The organism is Shewanella aquimarina, from assembly GCF_023349185.1.
GTDB lineage: Bacteria > Pseudomonadota > Gammaproteobacteria > Enterobacterales > Shewanellaceae > Shewanella > Shewanella aquimarina.
Genome location: NZ_JAKIKY010000001.1, coordinates 171892 through 191746, shown reverse-complemented (window position 1 = coordinate 191746; position 19855 = coordinate 171892). Strand labels below are relative to the sequence as shown.

Here is a 19855-nt window from a genome sequence, read left to right as displayed (position 1 = left end):
CGATGGTTTGTTGCCCTACCATTTACGATTAACCTTTAGGTGCTGTTTTGTTTCATCGGACAATTGTTTTCGCGTAATTTATAAGCAACAAATATGTTAGGGAAGCCACATATACAGCTTATGGTTTATTGTAAAGTTCAATGAATCACCATTATCGGATTTGTATAAGGGATTAGGATGAGCAAAAAGATAAATAGGTTTGGTTTGAAGAGGATTATACCTCCAGCAGTACGGGCACAGATAAGAAAGGAAGCTGGTTATGGGTGTGTCTTCTGTGGGAATCCTTTTGTCGATTATGAACACATAGACCCTGAGTTTAAAGATGCCAAAATCCACGACCCGGATAAGATGACCCTACTTTGTTCAGGTTGTCATGACAATGTTACTCAGAGGCGTTGGTCTAAAAAGCGTGTTTGGGCTGCGAAAGCTGAACCATTTGCTAAAAAAGAAGGCTTTATCAGAAACAGTCTTAGTCCTTCTCAAGACAAAGCGGTTATCAAGATGGGGAATATGCATTGCTCATTAGCTAACATTGTCTTGAGTTTGTACGGAAAGCCTATCATTTGGTTTGAACCTTCCAATCAACCTGACGCTCCTATTTTTTTGAATGCCATTTTTCATGATAACGGCTCTAAACCTATTGCATATGTGAGTAGAAATGTATTTCGAGGGATTGTCGGTGAGCATGACATTGTCAGTACTGCTGCGAGGTTTGAAATTAGAGCTAAGCCTAGAACAATCTCACTGATAATTGAGTCTGTCGGTGATGAGCCAATAGAGATAAAGCGCTTATGCATGGAGTATTTAGGGCAAGAAGTATCAGTTAACTCAAAAGCTGGCATTCGGTTAAAGGGAAACGGCTCAGATATAGTTTTCAATGGTGGAAGCATTAGTGGTTTTAATTCAGGGTTCTCTATTGGAGGTGTTCCATCTAGTAGAAGAGATCAGCAAGGGGTAATGAAAAAAATCACATTGGCAATGGAGATTCAATCGAGAGGTCTTGGTGTTATTTCGTTTAATGGATCACGAATTGCTTGGAAACTAGGGAACCTTATCCTTAGTAAATCTTACGAGTTTGTTGGAGTCATATCTGATAAGCAGGAGGTTTCGAGTATAACAGGTGAGTATATAGGGCAGTTAAACATCACTAGTTATGGTGGTAAGTCTAATGCTGCCATTGAGGTGTCAGATGATGAATATCCATCGGGTGAGCCGATATGGGTTTCTCCGGTTGAGCGTAAAGTAAAAAATGTAATGGCTAGCGGCAATTTCGACGTTGGTCATCGATTCAATCCCGGTGCGACTTGTTATGCTGGTGATGTGAGTTTGGGAGCATATGTTGTAAGTGACGCTCCTGATAGAGGCGACGAGTCTGTTGAGGGTAAGCCAAAAGCGATTAATGTTGAACGTCAGCTATCAGCGGTAGATGGGCCTATTGTATTAGGGGATAAGGTCACCGTTGATTTCGTTGGTGAATTAAATGGAGTTCCATTTGAAGGTGGCACTGCCACAGGGTTTGACCTTGTTATAGGTTCTGGGAGGATGATTCCTGGCTTTGAAGAAGGAGTTATTGGTGCAAGACAAGGGGATGATATTCGTATTCCAATACAGTTCCCAGAAGATTATCACGCAGAGTCATTACGTGGGCAATTCGTGGTATTTGATGTAAGAATAATCGAAATCCTTAGACCTCTAAGTCCATAAGATAAGGTAAATTATTCTCAATGACCTTGGGGGGAGGGGGGGCTCAATGAGAGTCATATATTAATAAGACGGTCCCAGATTTTTTTATCATTTTTGAAAGGCTATCCGAGCTATGGGAAAGCGACTTGGTAGAGTTGGTCTAACCAATGCCAGCCCATAGCCCATTCATTTACTTGATACGTATACCCTTTAGCTTGTGCTGCGAGACTGTGTATTGCTTGCCATTAGGTTTAGCTGGTGGTACAAAGAGTGCGACATTAACAACTTAGCCCGATTTGGGGTATTTCTGAAGTAGTTAATGGGGGTTTACCTTGTATCCCCCCGCAATGATAACTTGTGAACTCGGCCAGGCCCGGAAGGGAGCAACCGCAGCAGGCGACTCATGTGCCGGGGTGTGGCTCTAGGGGAACCTCCAATCTCATATATTATCAACGAGTTAGCTCAGAAATACCTCAGGTGATACACTTGGTGGTACACTCGATGATAAATAGGTTATCTAAAAACCCTCCTTATCTGTTTCAATCTCGTCCACGCAAAGGACATCAGGCATTTGGTTTGCGCGAATTGTCGTGCCTGAGTCTCAGCAAGGTATTTTAGGCAAGCGGGAAATCAGAAAGTCACTCGCCACCAGAGAAAAATAGCCTGCTGTTGACTCTTGCTGCTAACAGCAACAGATAAGCTCTTACCTTGGCCGCCTCAGGATTCTTCCGTTTGAGTTTGCTCTTCGGGCAGTTTGGACTTTAAGAAGGCTCTCGATTTTTCCAGTGCCGTTTGGATCTCCTCCTTCATCTGCTTGAGTTCGTTATAGTCCTCGAAGAAGTAGGTATCGACCAGGTGACGTATGTAACGTACTGGTAGTTGGTTTAGGGTTACGCAGCAGAGATCGGCAAGATAGTCTTCGGGTAGCTCGTCGAACAATCCTTCATCTGACAGTATCTCCATCAACAACACTTCGTAATAATTGCGAATTTCCAGTTGCATAGCTTCTCCCTCGGGTTCCGTTGCGGTTTAACTAAGCATAATCTAGTTTGCTACCATATGGCATGGGCGGCAATAAAAACTTGCGCGTGGCGCTCGGCGAGGACCTCTACCGACTTGTTGTAACCGCCTCCGACGACGCAGGCGATAGGAATGCCGACGGTTTTGGCGCTTGTTAACACCAGCCTGTCTCTTTGATAGATCCCCTCTGTGGTGATATCGAGATGGCCTAACCTGTCATCCTGATGCACATCGACACCCGCGTCATAGATAATCAGATCCGGCTGATAGAGGCGCAGCGCGAGTTCTAAGGTTTGTGCCACGGCCTCAAGGTACTCATCGTCGGTGACACCCCGGCGTAATTCCAGATCGAGATCAGAGGTTTGCTTTCGAGCCGGGAAGTTTTCCTGGCAGTGAATGGAGCAGGTGTAGATCTCGTCATGAGCCTGACCCATGGCGGCCGTACCGTCGCCTTGATGCACGTCGCAATCGAAGATCAGCACCCTATCGATCCCCTCTAGTGTCTGGGCGTGTAGGGCGGCAGAGATCAGGTCGTTGAATACGCAGTAGCCGCTACCAAATTGATAGTGGGCATGGTGATAACCGCCGCTCAGTTGCAGAGCGATACCGTGTTTTGCTGCCAGCTCACAGGCGAGATGGGTGCCACCTATAGAGTAGAGTGTCCGCTGAGTCAATCGCTCGCTCAGAGGAAATCCAAGTCGACGCACCGCCTTGTCGGGCAGACGCTGCTCGATAAATTGCATGACATAGTCGGGACAATGGATCGATTTCAGCCACTCAAGGCTGACCGCCTCGGGGGAGTGAAATGCGGTCGGGTCGACTATCTGTCTATCCAGCAGGTATTGGTAGAGCGCCTGGTATTTAGTAATGGGAAATCTGTGGTGGTAGGGTAACGCCAGCTGTGAATAGCTGGCGTGATAGACGAGTGGTACCATCTAGGATTTACAGCTGTTTAATTGCCCAGCTCATAAACTCTTTACGTGTCTTGTCGTCGGCATGTAGCCACCAGTATTGCAACATCTGCTGAGCATGATCGGCGTCGCTTGCACTTGGGTTCGTCGGCAATGTAGCGGGTAGGGTAACGGCTTCGACAGCGCCTGCCTGCGGTACCGGGGCACTTGCTTGCGCGGCAACGCCTGCGCCGGTCGCGGCAGCGGCGGCGGTTTCGATATCCTGACCCGAGTTGCCATTAAACAGCTTGCTGACGAAGCTGTCTTCTGTGATGTCAGTTTGGGCAACCTTGTAGTTAACGACGCCGCCATCGACACGGCTGATCACCACGGCGGGTGACTTGGCGAACGCCTTAGGCTTCTTGATGATCTCGCCTTCGGCCGGTTGCAAGCGGTAGTCATAGTCGCCATCGACGGCCAGGGTTACGATGAAGGGAGATGATTTCACAAAGCTTTCACTATCGCTGAAGTCATCTTGCACCATGTCGTGGTAACGGATAGCAATTTTATGCGTGCCTTGGCTTAACTCGAGATCAGATTTGTGATTAAACAGGCTGCCTTCCACCTTCTTGCCGTCTAGGGCAAGGTATTCGAAAGCCATGGGGATGGTGAGGTTGGCAGCCATTGCCGATGAGGCACCAAGCAGAGCGATTAAAGCGGTGATTGGCTTGATTGATTTCATTGTTGCTCCTTAACGATTCTGATGCTTGTATGGGCGTTCGAACGCCTGAATACGATCTTCTATATAGCTGATAGCTTGTCGGCACTTGCCTAAGCGGCGGTGGACCAAAAGTATTTCATTTTGCAGTGCAATTTTGTCAGCACTATGACAGTTTTCAAGCTTAGATTGCAAATGCGTAATTTTTTGTTCAAAGGTGTGAACCCAGTTCATATGTTTGTTCAATTCTTCATAGAGCTGGTGGCTGTTATTCATCACTCCGGCGGCGATCCAGCTAAATCCACTCTGGGCGTGGCTCTTCTGGCGACGTTTACGCGCATGAGCGATCCGCGAAGCTTTCTGTTGCTCGGCTGATTTCACACCGAGTGTCGTGGTATTCAGCGCGCGCCTCAAGGCGGTAAACCTGTCCTGAATGCCCTCACAGGCCAGGGTGATGGTGGTCGCCGATATATTGCCTTGGAGCAGCTTCTCGAGCTGAGCGATCTTCTTACTGAGCTGATCTATACAGGGAGAGAGCTGCGCGCCCGCCTGATTAAACAGGTTGTCATTAAATCGCTCGGTATCTTGTAGCAGCTTGCGCTGCCCCTTAGGCAATTGACTGTCGTGTTGCAGTACCTCTTGCTCTAACTGTTTCAGTTGGACTCGCAGGCGATGGATAAGTTCATTTGTCTTCATGCCCAGGCTCCCCATGCCAGATTAATGGCGATGAGTATCACTATGCTAATAAACAGAGGACGAATAAAGGGGACGCCAAACTTGATGGCAGTGCGGGCGCCGATAAATGAGCCGAGCATCATGCAAAGCCCCATCGACAGACCGACCATCAGGTTCACCTGTCCCAACACCAGAAACACGCTCAGGGAGGTGAGATTACTAATAAGGGTCATGGCCCTGGCCAGGCCGCAGCTATTGAGCACCGGCAGTCGATATTGGGATACGCTGCTAATGGTCCAGAAGGCGCCGGTAGCCGGGCCGGCAAATCCGTCGTAGAAACCAAGTGGTAGCCCTTGGCGCCACTGCTTATATTTGGAGGGCGCTTTCACCGGCGGCTCATAGCTGGGGCAGCCCATGGCGTTAGGTTTAAGTAAGGTATATACGGCCACGGCGATGATAAACAGCGGCAGCCACTTTTCCAGCCACTGATTGTCGATAAGATAGACCACAAAGGTGCCTATTACGGCGCCGATGAAGGTGGCGATAGAGGCGTGATACCAAAACTTGGGGGTAAAAAACTGCTTACGATAATAGGTAAAGGCCGCCATGGAGGAACCAAAGCTGGCGGCCAGCTTATTGGTGCCCAGCGCCGTGTGTGGGGGAATGCCTATGGTGAGCAGGGCCGGGATCGACAGTAGGCCACCGCCACCGGCGACGGCATCGATAAAACCTGCGATAAAGCCGGTCGCAGCAAGAATCGCCCAGCTACCTGGGTCGAGTAATAGATCCAATGGTCTTCCTATTCAATGACTTGTCGAAAGGGGGGCAGGGCATCCAGTAGAGACTTGCCGTAGCGTTTGGTCACTAAGCGGCGATCCAATATGGTGATCCTGCCATAATCCTCTTCTTTACGCAGTAATCTACCACAACTTTGGATCAGTTTACGCGAAGCATCTGGGATCGTCAGCTGTAAGAAGGAATTTCCCCCTTTTGCCTTAATGTATTCCGCGTGCGCCTGTTCCACCGGTGAGGTGGGGACGGCAAAGGGCAGTTTAGTGATGATAAGGTTGGTCAGGTAGTCACCGGGAAGGTCGAGACCCTCGGAGAAACTGCCGGTACCAAAGATGATGCTGACCTCGCCATTGTCACAGCGCGTCTTGTGATCTTGTAGCAGCTGCTGACGGGACGCCTCCCCCTGGATAAGCAGCGGCGACTTAATCTTGCTCCTGACCAGATCGGCCACCTTTTCCATCTGCCAGTAGGAGGCGAACAGCACCAGGGTGGCCATCTCACCATCGATAAGGGTGAGGATCTGTTCCGCCAGCTCATCGGTATAGCGATCGTCCGTGGGTTCGGTGCGCATCTTGGGCAGATAGAGGGTGGCGTTCTGCTGGAAGTCGAACGGACTGTCCATGGCAAGATAGCGACTGCCATCATTGATAGAGAGTCCCACCTGATGGGTAAAGTGATTGAAATTGTTGAGTGCCCTCAGGGTGGCGCTACAGAGCACCACGCCGGCGGCCTTCTCCCACAGCAGGGTTTCGAGCATATAACCCACTTCGATAGGGGAGACATTAAACAGATAGTCACTCTGCTTGCCCACAAGATGCTCTACCCAGCGGGCCATGGGGGCGCCCTTGGCGCTGTCTTCCTTGGCCATCATCTTCCACAGCTTCTGCAGGTTCTCAAGGCGCTGCAACATGAAGCCTGTCTCACTCAGTAGCTGTTCTGACTGGTGCTTAGGCAGTTCGCCATCCTTAATCGCCTCGTTGAGCAGGGCCAGCATCTTGTTAAATTGCTTGAGGGCGCTGCTGGATGCGGTAGCCAGGTTTTCGGCCAGCATGATGAGCGCCGCTGGCAGCTTGCCGTGCTCGAAGCGGATGCGCCGCTCAGGGTTATCAAATTTTGCCGCCTGGCCATCGCAATATTGCGCGACGCTGGTGAGCAGGCTGGTGAGATCGTTGATGTTATCCAACATGGCCTGAGCGGGGGCTATGATGTTGTTGCTCTTGAGCTGGTTTTGCAGTTTGGCGCTGGTCTTGCCGACCTTTTCAAGCCAGTCGATGGCGCCTCTCAGGGTGGCCTGGGCGCTCGAGAAGTCTCTAGCCACCAACGGTAGGTGATGTGCCTCGTCGATCACATAATAGAGCTCTTCCGGGTCGGGCAGAATCACACCGCCGCCCAGCTCGAGATCGGCAAACAGCAGGCTATGGTTGGCGATCAGCACATCCCAGGTGTCGACATCTTCACGGGCCTTATGGAAAGGGCAGTGTCTGTGGCTGGCGAGTTGTCGATGACAGCTGTGTTTATCGCAGGCGATCTGCTGCCATAGGTGATCCGGTAGCGGTTGAGATAGTGTGTCGCGCTCGCCGTTCCAGCGTCCTTCGTGAAAGTCTTTCAGCAGGCCTTGTAAGAGCTCGACCTGACTATGGTCGGGCTTGGTCTGCCACATGGCCATCTGAGTGCCGTCATCGCCACCGATCAGCATCTCCAGCTTGGAGAGACAGACATAGCGCTGACGCCCTTTTACCAAACCGAAGGTGAAGTTAAGCCCAGATTGCTTGGAGAAGAAGGGTAAGTCCTTGTTGAGCAGCTGCTCCTGCAGGGCAACCGTTGCCGTGGCGATACAGACCTTTTTCTTGCTGGCCAATGCCAGTGGGATTGCACCCAAGATATAAGCCAGCGACTTACCTATGCCAGTGCCAGCCTCGACCACTATGATACGCCTGTGCTTGTCATATTCACCCGCAAGTGTCTTGGAGATCTCTGCGACGATATAATTTTGTTCCCGACGCGATCTGAAGTTAGGCAGGGCGGCGGCAATATCTTTATAAATCGTGCGGATCTGGGTTTTAACGTCGGCAGATAACATGAAGGCTTATGTCTGGCAAATAATGCTGTACATAATAACAGTGATTACATAGCCTAAGAAGAGTTGATGTGAGGAATTCACGACTTATTTGTCGTCAACAATCCTAATATATTGAATTAAAATGGAATACAGCAAAGCTTGCATGATTTGAACACCCCTGTATTGAGTGTAAAGGGACGGATCTTAACCCGTCACCGCCTAGGCAGCGAATTACATTATTACCTCTGTACGGCCGACGGGCCGCTGCGGGTGATCGTGCCTCATGGCGAGCGGATCTGCTTTTGCCGGACTCAGGATGAGTTGCGCTTGCTCGATGGCAACCAAGAGAGTGGCTTACGCAGCGAGGCGCTTAATTTAACCACCTTCGACGACGAGCCGGTCAGCGCCCTCTATTTCGCCAATAATCAAAGCTTTCGTCATCTAAGCCGTATCGCCACCGATAAGGGGATCTCCCTTTACGAGTCTGAACTGAGAGCCGAGCAGCGTTATCTTATCGAGCGTTACATAGCCCTTGATGTGGAGTTTATCGGCCGCTGGCAGAATCAAGCAGAGGATATGCCGACTTTTATTGCCGAGCGGGCCAGGCGTAGCGAATTAGATGTTGAGCTTGCTGTGGTCTCGTTGGACTTCGAATGTGCGATGGATGGCGAGCTTTTCAGTGTCGGGCTTTACGGCCAATCGGCCAGCGGCGAGCCCTACAAACAGGTGATCATGGTGGGGGAGGCGGTTGAGTCGCCGCCAGACTATCTTCAGCTTGTGGCAGATGAGGCGGCGCTAATTAAGGCGTTGCTCGACTGGTTTACGCTGCATGATCCCGACATCATCATTGGTTGGGCCGTGGTCACCTTTGACTTAGCACTTTTGTATCGCAGGGCCAAGGCACTCAATATTCCGCTAACGCTGGGCAGGCAGGGTACGCAGCTTTCGTGGCGTGTCGATAACAAATATCGGCCGGAGACCTTAATTCTGCCCGGGCGTGTGGTGCTCGATGGCATAGATTGGTTAAAGGCGGCCTTTTATCAGTTTGAGAGTTTTAGCCTGGAGTCTGTCGCCAGGGAACTGCTTGGTGAAGGCAAGGCGATTCATGATGTCAGCCAAAGGGCGGAAGAGATAGTGACGCTGTTTCGTCAAGATAAGGCGGCGCTGGCCCACTACAATATTACCGATTGTCGCCTGGTGTGGGAGATCTTCGAAAAAACGGATCTGCTGGCCTTCGTGATGGAACGTTCTCGCCTGACAGGTTTAGAGCTAGGTCGTGTAGGTGCCTCGGTGGCGGCGTTTAATAATCTCTATCTGCCGCATCTGCACCGCGCCGGTTATGTGGCGCCAAGTGTGCCGATAAGCGATGGCATAGAGAGTCCGGGCGGCTATGTGATGGACTCTAAACCCGGTCTCTATGAGCACATATTGGTGCTCGATTTTAAGAGCCTTTATCCCTCGATCATCAGAACCTTTCTCATCGATCCTAAGGGATTGGTGGAAGGACTAAAGGAAGGCGCAAAATGCTCAAAAGAAGGCGCCAAAGCAGAGAGCGATACCGTCCCCGGCTTTCTCGGGGCGCAGTTTAGCCGTAGTTCTCCCATCCTGCCTGAACTTATCGCCAGTTTGTCGGCCAAGCGGGAGCAGGCAAAGCGCGATGCCAATGCGCCCCTTTCCCAGGCGATAAAGATCATCATGAATTCCCTGTATGGGGTGCTGGGTTCTCGCGGCTGTGTGTTTCACGATGCGCGCCTAGCCAGCTCGATAACCCTTAGGGGCCATGAGATCATGAAACAGACCAAGCAATGGATTGAAGCAGAGGGATTGACCGTCATCTATGGTGATACCGATTCGACCTTTGTGCATGTCTCATCGCCAGAGCGCGTTGGTGATATCGATGCCTTTGCCCGGGAGTTGGTCGCATCGATCAACGAAAAATGGCGACACAAGCTCAAGCAGGACTTTAAGCTAGACTGTTACCTAGAGCTTGAATATGAACGTCACTTCGAGCAGTTTTTTATGCCGACATTGAGGGGGTCAACCGAGGGTTCTAAGAAGCGTTATGTGGGTGCGTACCAGCAGGATGACCGCAGTCTCAAGTTGGTTTTTAAGGGGATGGAGCAGGTAAGGAGTGACTGGAGCCCCTTGGCGCGTGAGGTGCAGGGCGAGCTTTATTATCGGCTCTTTGCCAAGCAGGATGTGCTTGGTTATTTAAAGCAGATCGTCGAGGCGTTGCAGCAGGGCGAGCTGGACGATAAATTAATCTTCTCCAAACGCCTTAGGCGCAACATAGAAGACTATACTGCAAAGTCATCGCCTCACGTTAAGGCAGCGACCCTCTGGTGTCAGCGAAGCGGAGATGATAGCCATGGTAAACGGGGCGAGAAGATTAGCTATCTGATGACTCAAAATGGCGCAGAACCTGTACAGCATCGTCTTGGAAAGATCGATTATCAGTATTATCTGGATAAACAGATAGCGCCTATTTCTGATCCCATACTTTCAATTTTAAACACTAGTTTCAATAATCTTGTGGCCAAGCAAATGTCGTTAATTTAGTTGTTTTCTGGTTGTTGAGATAGTGATGAATTGTTAACGCTTAGTGTAAAGTCTGATATTTCGGGAGTTCTTAAGTTAAATTGGTGAAAAATAGCGCCGTTATTGTGATATTCGTCTTTGAGGGAATGCTAATCTTTTGCTAGTCTTTAGCTGAAATTGGAACGAAATAAAACAACGGAATGTAGCGCAAAAAGATAAAGCAGACTGAACATAACAAAAGGTTAGACAAACAGATGAAGAAGAGTGTAATAGCAACAGCGTTAGCGGCTGTCATTTTTGTCCCCGCTGTATCCGCTATCGAGATCTATAAAGACGATAAAAATGCGGTAGAAATTGGTGGTTTTATTGATGCCCGTGTTATTAACACTCAAGGTTCAACTGAAGTGGTTAACGGTGCATCACGGATCAATTTTGGTTTTACTCGTGAGATGAGCGATGGCTGGAAGGCCTTCACTAAGCTTGAGTGGGGAGTTAATCCATTCGGTAACAGCGAAATCGTATACAGCAGCGAGAGTAACTTCGAATCTAAGAGCGGTGACTTTCTTAACAACCGTTTAGGTTATGTCGGTATTGCTCATGATCTCTATGGTAGCCTGACCATAGGTAAGCAGTGGGGCGCTTGGTATGACGTCGTCTATAACACCAACTACGGCTTCGTATGGGATGGTAACGCTGCGGGTGTATATACCTACAATAAGGCCGATGGCGCGGTAAACGGTGTGGGTCGTGGTGACAAGATCGTACAGTACCGTAATAGCATAGGCGATCTAAGCTTTGCCGTTCAGGCGCAGCTCAAGCACGATACCTTCTATACCTGCGAAGCAGATCCTAACCTGCCTACAGACTGTAAAGAGCGCTGGGACAGCCAAGATCCCGTGCTAGATTCAGAGGAAGTTGAGTACGATTACACCTATGGTGCTTCTGCTACCTACCAGGTAAACGACAAACTTTCTGTCACTGCCGGTATCAACCGTGGTGAGTTTGATGTCACCTTCAGAAAGACCTCTGAGCAGATCACCGCCATAGATGTGATTTATGGTGTCGGTGCGACCTGGGGGAACTGGGATGGTGAAGGTTTCTATGGCGCGGCTAACTTCAACAAGAATGAGAACCATGATACCGATAACCTGGGTCGTCTGATCAAAGACTCTTACGGTGTCGAAACCCTGTTCTCGTACAAGTTTGATAATGGATTCCGTCCCTTTGTTTCTTACAACGTCTTAGATGCGGGTAAGGACTATGTGATCCAGCCAAACAATGTCGATCCTAATTCTACGTTCAAGCGTCAGTTCGTTGTGGTCGGTCTGCATTATGTATGGGATGCCAACACAGTACTCTATGTTGAAGGCCGTAAAGACTTCAGTGAGTTCGATGGTGCCGATGCAGAGGCCCAGGCTAAATTCGAAGAAGACGGTGTAGCCATAGGTATTCGTTACACACTGTAATACAGCTTGTAATGACGACTGAAAGTCTGATCAATTTAAAGAAAAGCGCCTATTGGGCGCTTTTTTATGTTCAGCCAAAAAGTTTTTCCGTTAAGGAGCGGGGGATAATCCAGTCTTAGTTTGCCTCACCATTTAACTTAAGTCTCTTTGTTCACTATGGCGAAGATGTGTCTATTTTAGCGTTAGCATTTCACCTCATTGTCTGCTCTTAACGATAGTGCGTCATGGCCTAATGACGTTACCTAAAGGAGACTGCGATTTAATCTTCACTGGCTGCTTAATTTGTAATCAATTCTTTACGTAAAAATATGAGTTCCGCCCAATGAGCAGCGTGATTTTGGAATTAAGCCTCTTTGTTACAGCTACAGACATTTAACATCTTGTCGTTGTTTAGTTTGATTGTATCTAATTAAACACTCTCTTAATTTAGTATGAGCTGTTGGATGATTAAATATTCTTAAATCACTATATTATTGTTTTTATAGTGATTAATCTTTTATTTCATTTGTCTGCCTAGTTAATTTGTGGGATTCTTGTACATAAACTGTCGAATTGCTCCTGTTAACAAAAACCTGACTTATTGTGACTGTCGTCTACAAATTGAGCGGTCACCAATTAAATCTGTGAAAATAGTGATGCTATTGTTGATTAAATGTTTCACATGTGGTTCTATTTGTTGGCGAATGTGCACAAGTGTAACGATTGGTGTTGATTTGTGTTTACTTTCACAAAAAAATAAAAAATAAAGTCCAGGGAGAAACAACATGTATAAGAACAGCTTATTAGCTAATTCAGTGCGTTTCGCACTAGTTAGCGGTGCAGCTATGACGGCATTTACTGCGCCAGCAGTATTCGCGGCAGATGAGCAAGCTGCAGATAAAGTTGAACGTATTGAAGTTACTGGTTCACGCATTAAGCGTAGTGATCTTGAAGGTGCATCACCTGTAACAACGATCACTGCAGATGACATGAAAGTTGAAGGTAACTTTACAGTAGCTGATGCGCTACGTAACAGTAACTTAAACTCTTTTGGTTCATTCTCTGAGCGTTCTGGTAGTTCTGCTCAGTCTCAAGCAACAATCAACCTACGTGGTGCTGGTTCAAGCCGTACCCTAGTTCTGATCGATGGCAAGCGTTTCCCAGGTTCACCTACTCTAGGTGGTGCTTCTGCTAACCTTAACGCTATTCCTATGGCGGCGGTTGAGCGTATCGAAATTCTAACCGACGGTGCTTCTTCTACTTACGGTTCTGATGCGATTGCTGGTGTTGTTAACATCATCATGAAGAAGAACTTCCAAGGTATCGAATTCAACGTTGGTGGCGGTTCTCGAGACCGTGACGGCGGCCTGACAAGTAAAGAATTCTCTGTGGTTGCTGGTTATGAAATGGATAAGGGTAACATTACCTTTGCATTCGACCATCAAGACCGTAAGGGCATCTCTGATGCAGATCGTGAATTCACAGCTCCTTGGATGCGTGATCTTAACGGTGACGGCGTAATTCAAGCTTATTCAGAAACTGATGGCTGGAGTTATTACGGTGCGAGTGTAAAACACCCTGACACTGGTATTTACCAGCCTTCACCGCTGTGTGATGACTTAGCTGCACAATACGGTGACAACGTATTTAAGAAAGTACGTGGTGATGATGTATTCGGTGCGGGTTCTGAGTTATGTATGTATGCATACGGTAACGTTTCATTCAACAAAGCCTCTGTAGACCGCAACACTGTTTATGTAGATGCTAACTATGAAGTTGCTGAAGATGTTGAGTGGTTTGGTCGTGTGATGTTCACACAGAACAACTCTTTCGGTCGTTATGCGCCTCCAGCCGCGGCTTGGAACAACATGTCACCAGACAATCCACATAACCCATTCGATGTTGAAGCGAAAGGTTACTTCCGTTGGGTTGGTATCGGTACTCGTGACGGTAACGTAGACGACTACAACCAAGATTACCTGACTGGTCTTCGTGGTTCTATCAGCGCATGGAACGATGCGACTTGGGAATTCTACTACCACTACAACAAGGCTGATAACAAGTCTATCGGTGAGTACTACCTAAGTTACTCAGGTCTTGCTTACAACGAAGCTAACGGCATCGATCTAGGTTCAGAAGCTGGTGTAAACAACCTGAAAGCAACGACTCTGACGCAAGACCGTGCGACCTTCCACCAGTACAACGCTGGTATCGGTTTCGACGCATTTGAGCTGCCAGGTGGTGAGGTTGCTCACTACTTCGGTATGGAATACTTCGATCAAGATTATGACTCTGTTTATGACGCACAGTCTGAAGCGGGTCTAATCGGTGGTAGTGCTGGTAACTCTGCTGGCGGTGACCGTCAAGTTTGGGCGGCTTTCTATGAAGCAGCTCTTCCTCTGACTGACACCATTGAGCTGAACATCGCTGCTCGTTACGATGATTACAGTGATTTCGGTGATAACGTTGCACCTAAGGCATCTATTCGTTGGCAGGCTCTGGACAATGTTGTTGTTCGTGCTTCTTACTCTGAAGCCTTCCGTGCACCAGCACTTGATCAGCTATATGCTGCGACTACATTCAGTGCTGAAGACGGTACTGACTACCCATACTGTGCTGCTACTGGTATCCCACAAGATAAGTGTCCTGAAAAGCAGTATGATACTTGGATCAGCGCTAACAAGGATCTAGGTCCTGAGACTTCTGAGTACATCAACTTGGGTGTTGCGTGGGATGTAGTTGATAACTTCGGTATCAAGGTTGATTACTTCGATCTGAAGATCGATGACGTTATCAGCCAGCGTTCAATCACAAACGTGATGGAAGGTATCGCAAGCGGTTCATTGACTCCTACAGACACTTTCTATGTTAAGCGTGATGCAACTGGTGCTGCAGAAGAGATCGGTACTGGTTACGGTAACGGCGACAAACTTCAAATCAGAGGTCTTGACGTTGCATTTAACGGTAACCTAGAAACTGATATCGGTGACTTCGGTTTGGCATGGACTAACAGCTTCGTACTGGAATATACCGAAGAAGTTGAAGGTGGTGCCGGTGCTGTAGATACTAAGGGTTGGAATGGTCAGCCTGAGTACAAGTCTGTATTCACTACAACTTATACCATGGGCGATCACCGCGTTTCATGGAACATGAACTACACTGATTCAACTTATGAAACTAAAGACACAGGTAAGCTTGATTCATGGTTAATCCATAACATCAACTATACTTATGACGCAGGTTCATTCGGTTCAATCATGCTAGGTGTTAACAACCTAACTGATGAAGATCCAGTTCTATCTTCAGACGGTAAGTTCGAAAACGCTGACCTATACAACAACTATGGCCGCGAATACCGCGCAAGCTACACTCTGAAGTTCTAAGAGTAAGCTAATAGTTTTAGTATAAATATCTGATAAAAAGGCCCTATTTAGGGCCTTTTTTTATGATATTAATAAGCTAATAACAACAAGACTGAAGGGCGAGCATTATGAGCCAACATTGGGACGAATACTGGCAGCAAGGACATTTGACATCTTTTGGGGACAGTTTTTCTGGCAATTATTCAGGGGTGTTAGAGACAAATTGGCATCATGACTTTAACGATTTACCTGATAATTTTAAGGTGCTGGATCTCGCAACGGGTAATGGGGCACTACCGCTGTTACTTAATCAATTTTTTAAAGACTCGAGCCGGAAGGGTGAAGTAATAGGTGTAGACCTTGCAAAAATTAGCACCAAGCTTGATGAATTAGTGCTAAATAAACAGGTCGATGTATCGCTGGTCTCGAATATCGATTGTTCGGATTTGCCTTTTGATGATAATAGTTTTGATCTCGTCATCTCTCAATATGGTCTCGAGTATTCAGATTTAGCACTTTCTATCCCTGAGGCGCTTCGCGTGCTCCGTCCTGGTGGCAGACTGAGTTTGGTGACGCATCATAGCCGCTCAATGATCATCAATCGTAATCGGCGAATATTGACTCTGATCAGTCAACAGGTAATTGCAAGGGTATTTCAGACCATAGATACGCTTATATTGCAGATGGGGACACTTACCAATGCCGAAGATGTCCAGCGTATTAAGCAGAATCAAGAGTGCGAGCGATTACGTCACCAATTGAATCAAGAAATCTCCACTCTGGCTCAGTCAGATGAGGGAGCATTGAAAGACAGTGAATTACTCACTTATGTCGCAACCCTTTTTCAGCAGGGGCTGTTTTGGCCGCTAGCAAAGAAGCAGGAGTATTTAGCTTTTGCGCGACAGCAAATTGATACTTTAAAAGATCGTCTCGGCGAGCTTGTCGAAGCCTCACTAGATGAACTGGCGCTTTCTGCTATGTTAGCTAATCTAATTGAACTGGGAGCAAACTTGGTTAGCATCAATCAGATTGAAGATCACGATGGTCAGGTACTGGGTTGGAAGATAGTCATAAATAAAACGAACTAGCACCAGAAGGCGTTAAGTCATGATTTGTATAAAAGATGTTGTAAATAGACCGCGTGGTAATACCAGCACAACATAATTTGATGCAAACGTTTCTGGAAGAGCTGACCGGTTAATATTTTGTTAACAATATATTTTACTTTTGTTATTCTCTTAAGGTTATATAAATCAGTGTTTTAAGTGTTTTTAATTGGTTGAATCAGTATATGTGAATTAAATTTGTAAATGTTGACTTGTTTGAAAAAACGACTCTTGTGTTATTTTCACGCCCTAAGAGCTTTTTCTAGCAGTTTTAGCCGTTTCCAAATGTTGACACAGGTCAACATTTTGTGAAATGATGCCTGCGGGTCTACACCTTGAACGGTGTAGAAAAGGGAAGATAATAACTAACAATCACAAGAGAAATGCATACTTAAGGTTACGGAATTCATGCAACTATAAGCAGAAAACCCGTGTTACCGTTAAGTTAAACCTTTTATTTTTCACTTCAAATTGGTTGGGAACTATGTCCAAGGTAAGCAATAGAACTAAAATCGCTACGGCGCTCATTGGCGCGCTGGCCTTAGCAGGCAGTAACTTAGTGGTTGCCGATCCACTTTCTGATGTTCAGAAGGCGGATGCGAAAATTCATGCGGATGCAGCTGCATCTCAGAAGAAAGTTGATAAGTATTACGATCAAGCGCAAGACATGGCGTTTGAATATGGCCAAGTTGCAGACACTCGTGAGTCAACTAAGTCATACAACGATTATGTAGCTGGCCTGGTAGCAGACCAAGAAGCAACAATGAAGCTTATCCAAGAAGACATCAATGGTGTTGATAAGCTACGTCAAGGCGTTGTACCGCTAATGTTCAAGATGGTTGATGCACTAGAGCAATTTGTTGCTCTGGATCTGCCATTCAACAAGGAAGCTCGTGAATCGCGTATCAAGCGTCTTCGTGAAACCTTAAACACTGCCAACGTAACGCTGGCTGAAAAATACCGTCTGATCCTTGATGCTTATAACATCGAGCGTGAATACGGTTATAAGATGAACGTTGAAACCGGTAAGCTGCAGCTTGACGGTAAAGAGATCCTGGTTGATTTCATCAACTTCGGTCGCGTTGCCTACTATGCACAAAGCCTAGATCAAAAGTCTGCGTGGATGTTCAATCCTGAGACTAAAGCATGGGATAAGCTAGAAGATAGCTACCTACGTAACATTACTAAAGCAATTCGCCAGGCCCGTGGCCAGGGTGCTCCAGATATGTTCGCGTTACCAATCCCAGCTGCGGAGGCTGCACAATAATGAAAAAGTTAATCTCTACAGCAATCGTTGCTGCAAGTCTATCTTTAACTGCTGGCATGGTGAGCGCTGCTGATGCGCCTAAGAACATCGACCAGCTACTTAAGCAAGTTCAAACCGATCGTGCTAACGCTGCTAAAGTAAACAAGAAGCGCGAAGCCGAGTTCCAAGCGGAGCGTGGCGATAAAGCTGCACTGTTAAAGCGTGAAAAGGCGGCATTGGCTGCTGAAGAACAGCGCGGTAAAGATCTTTCTCAAGCATTCGCCGATAACGAGCGCAAAATCGCTCAGTTAGAAGAAGACCGTAAGATTGCTCAAGGCGACTTGGGTGAAATGTTCGGTGTTGTTAAAGGTGAAGCCGGTGATTTCGCTGGTAAGCTTGTTTCATCAAACGTAAGCGCTCAGTTCCCAGGTCGCGATGCTTTCATCGCCGAGCTAGGTGCACGTAAAGAGCTGCCAAAAATCGAAGAGCTAGAAAAGTTCTGGGAAGAGCAGCTATTCGAAATGGCCGAGTCTGGCAAAGTCGTTACTTTTGACGGTGCCGTAACGGGTATCGATGGTAACGTTCACAACACTAAGATCACTCGTGTTGGTGCCTACAACCTGCTAGCCGATGGCCAGTATGTTGTATATAACGCCGACCTAGGTCTGGTTCAGCAGCTTTCACAGCAGCCTGGTGGTGAGCAAGTCGCTAGTGTTAAGGCTTTCGAAGGCCAAACATCTGGTGTTCACAAGCTGTTTGTTGACCCTGCACGTGGTGTACTGCTAAACGTGTTCACTCAGAAGGCGACTATCGAAGAGCGTATCGAAGCGGGTGGAACCATCGGTTACATCATCATCGGTCTGCTTGTACTAGGTGCCCTGATCTCTATCGAGCGTCTGGTTACTCTGTATGTTGTTGGCGCGAAAGTTAACGCACAACGTAAGAACATCGACAACCCAGGTAACAACCCTCTGGGCCGTGTACTGAAGGCATACCACGACAACAAAGATGTTGACGTTGAAACCCTTGAGCTGAAACTTGACGAAGCGATTCTGAAAGAAACTCCTGCTCTTGAGACTCGTATCTCTATCATCAAGGTTCTAGCGGCTATCGCTCCGATGATGGGTCTACTGGGTACAGTAACCGGTATGATTGCAACCTTCCAGAGCATCCAGCTATTCGGTACTGGTGATCCTAAGCTAATGGCTGGCGGTATCTCTATGGCACTGATGACTACTGTACAGGGTCTGGTTGCGGCACTACCACTAATGCTAATGCACGCTATCGTGATTGCACGTAGCAAGTCAGTTGTTCAAGTACTTGAAGAGCAAAGTGCGGGTATCGTTGCCGAGCACGCTGAGAAGAGGAACGCCTAATGATGCTATACCTGATGGACATCTGGGATTCCGTCAGGGGCTTCATGGCCTCCGGAGGCGACGTCCTCTGGTTGGTTGCGGCAGTGCTGTTCCTTATGTGGGTGTTAATGCTTGAGCGCTATTGGTATCTCAATCTGATTGCGCCAAAAGAGCACAAAAACATTATCACCGCATGGGACAATCGAGAGGATTCTACCTCTTGGCATGCACACCGTATCCGTGAAGCTTGGGTATCCCAAGCGAAACAAGATATGAATGCTCGTATGCTGATTATCAAAACCTTAGTAGCCATCTGTCCAATGATCGGTCTGCTAGGTACCGTAACCGGTATGATACAGGTATTCGATGTGATGGCAGTTCATGGGACGAGTAATGCTCGTATGATGGCAGCTGGTATTTCAATGGCAACCATGCCGACAATGGCGGGAATGGTCGCAGCGTTATCGGGAGTATTCTTTAGTACTCGTCTGGACGCCAAAATGAAAATCAGTATGGAAAAGCTAAAAGATAGCCTGCCACACCACTAGAGAGAGATTGAACATGGCACGTAAAAAGCATTCAAGTATAGAAGAAGAAGCGCAAATTGATATGACACCGATGCTCGACATCGTGTTTATCATGTTGATCTTCTTTATCGTAACAACGTCGTTCATTAAGCCATCTGGCCTTGACTACAACAAGCCAGAGGCTTCTCAAGCGACAACTCAGAAGTCGGCAAACATCTTTATTGGTGTGAGCAAGACAGGCGTTATTAAGATGGAAAACCGTCAGGTTGACATCGAGCGTGTAACAGCAAACGTTGAACGTATGTTGGCTGAATCACCAGAAGCGGCTGTATTGATCGAAGCTGATAAAGAAGCTGAACACGGCATTGTTGTTAAGGTTATGGACAATGTGAAGAAAGCTGGGATCAACAAGATTTCGGTATCAGCGGGGAAAGACTAA

At 47.5% G+C, this 19855-nt stretch carries 16 protein-coding genes and 1 other RNA gene; 11 read left to right on the top strand and 6 right to left on the bottom strand.

Annotation, left to right across the window (positions count from 1 at the left end; all coding sequences use genetic code 11):
- Nucleotides 1-177 precede the first annotated feature (177 nt).
- From L2731_RS00755 to L2731_RS19585, 3 genes are all read left to right on the top strand, one after another.
- Complete coding sequence (locus tag L2731_RS00755; RefSeq protein ID WP_249251405.1) at nucleotides 178-1704, top strand: HNH endonuclease signature motif containing protein; 1527 nt, start codon at nucleotides 178-180, stop codon at nucleotides 1702-1704.
- Nucleotides 1705-2014: 310 nt separating this feature from the next.
- Nucleotides 2015-2111, top strand: an RNA gene (gene ffs / locus L2731_RS00750) — signal recognition particle sRNA small type.
- A 114-nt stretch (nucleotides 2112-2225) separates the two neighbouring features.
- A complete protein-coding gene (locus L2731_RS19585) occupies nucleotides 2226-2345 on the top strand; it encodes a DUF6538 domain-containing protein (RefSeq protein ID WP_415836998.1) in 120 nt (39 codons plus the stop codon).
- Nucleotides 2346-2400: 55 nt separating this feature from the next.
- Here the strand turns inward: L2731_RS19585 and L2731_RS00745 are convergent, their stop codons facing one another.
- The 6 genes from L2731_RS00745 to dinG are packed head-to-tail and all read right to left on the bottom strand — an operon-like array spanning nucleotide 2401 to nucleotide 7858.
- Nucleotides 2401-2685: a late competence development ComFB family protein gene (locus L2731_RS00745; protein WP_041509400.1), complete on the bottom strand. Its 285-nt coding sequence runs from the start codon at nucleotides 2683-2685 to the stop codon at nucleotides 2401-2403.
- A gap of 50 nt (nucleotides 2686-2735) precedes the next feature.
- Nucleotides 2736-3638, bottom strand: coding sequence for a histone deacetylase family protein (locus L2731_RS00740; RefSeq protein ID WP_249251401.1), 903 nt, complete (start codon nucleotides 3636-3638; stop codon nucleotides 2736-2738).
- Nucleotides 3639-3645: 7 nt separating this feature from the next.
- A complete protein-coding gene (locus L2731_RS00735; RefSeq protein ID WP_249251400.1) occupies nucleotides 3646-4335 on the bottom strand; it encodes a DUF2057 domain-containing protein in 690 nt (229 codons plus the stop codon).
- A 9-nt stretch (nucleotides 4336-4344) separates the two neighbouring features.
- Nucleotides 4345-5007 carry a primosomal replication protein gene (locus L2731_RS00730; protein ID WP_249251398.1) on the bottom strand — a complete coding sequence of 221 codons (663 nt, stop codon included), beginning with the start codon at nucleotides 5005-5007 and terminating at the stop codon, nucleotides 4345-4347.
- Nucleotides 5004-5777 carry a sulfite exporter TauE/SafE family protein gene (locus tag L2731_RS00725; protein ID WP_249251397.1) on the bottom strand — a complete coding sequence of 258 codons (774 nt, stop codon included), beginning with the start codon at nucleotides 5775-5777 and terminating at the stop codon, nucleotides 5004-5006. Before L2731_RS00725 ends, L2731_RS00730 begins: the two co-directional genes overlap by 4 nt.
- 8 nt (nucleotides 5778-5785) lie before the next feature.
- Nucleotides 5786-7858 carry an ATP-dependent DNA helicase DinG gene (gene dinG / locus L2731_RS00720; RefSeq protein WP_249251394.1) on the bottom strand — a complete coding sequence of 691 codons (2073 nt, stop codon included), beginning with the start codon at nucleotides 7856-7858 and terminating at the stop codon, nucleotides 5786-5788.
- A gap of 138 nt (nucleotides 7859-7996) precedes the next feature.
- Between dinG and L2731_RS00715 the strand changes: the two genes are divergently transcribed.
- The 8 genes from L2731_RS00715 to L2731_RS00680 all read left to right on the top strand — a co-directional run bounded on the left by L2731_RS00715 (nucleotide 7997) and on the right by L2731_RS00680 (nucleotide 19855).
- Complete coding sequence (locus L2731_RS00715) at nucleotides 7997-10396, top strand: DNA polymerase II (RefSeq protein WP_249251391.1); 2400 nt, start codon at nucleotides 7997-7999, stop codon at nucleotides 10394-10396.
- Nucleotides 10397-10629: 233 nt separating this feature from the next.
- Nucleotides 10630-11841, top strand: coding sequence for a porin (locus L2731_RS00710; protein WP_239851349.1), 1212 nt, complete (start codon nucleotides 10630-10632; stop codon nucleotides 11839-11841).
- A 764-nt stretch (nucleotides 11842-12605) separates the two neighbouring features.
- A complete protein-coding gene (locus L2731_RS00705; RefSeq protein ID WP_249251389.1) occupies nucleotides 12606-15203 on the top strand; it encodes a TonB-dependent receptor in 2598 nt (865 codons plus the stop codon).
- A gap of 107 nt (nucleotides 15204-15310) precedes the next feature.
- On the top strand, nucleotides 15311-16270 hold the full coding sequence (locus tag L2731_RS00700; protein ID WP_249251387.1) for a class I SAM-dependent methyltransferase: 960 nt from the start codon (nucleotides 15311-15313) through the stop codon (nucleotides 16268-16270).
- A gap of 502 nt (nucleotides 16271-16772) precedes the next feature.
- A complete protein-coding gene (locus L2731_RS00695; RefSeq protein ID WP_239851343.1) occupies nucleotides 16773-17555 on the top strand; it encodes a DUF3450 domain-containing protein in 783 nt (260 codons plus the stop codon).
- A complete protein-coding gene (locus L2731_RS00690) occupies nucleotides 17555-18910 on the top strand; it encodes a MotA/TolQ/ExbB proton channel family protein (RefSeq protein WP_041509410.1) in 1356 nt (451 codons plus the stop codon). Before L2731_RS00695 ends, L2731_RS00690 begins: the two co-directional genes overlap by 1 nt.
- Nucleotides 18910-19437, top strand: a complete 528-nt coding sequence (locus tag L2731_RS00685) for a MotA/TolQ/ExbB proton channel family protein (protein ID WP_082035592.1) — start codon at nucleotides 18910-18912, stop codon at nucleotides 19435-19437. The genes L2731_RS00690 and L2731_RS00685 overlap by 1 nt, the downstream gene beginning before the upstream one ends.
- Before the next feature lie 13 nt (nucleotides 19438-19450).
- Nucleotides 19451-19855, top strand: a complete 405-nt coding sequence (locus tag L2731_RS00680; RefSeq protein WP_011866272.1) for an ExbD/TolR family protein — start codon at nucleotides 19451-19453, stop codon at nucleotides 19853-19855.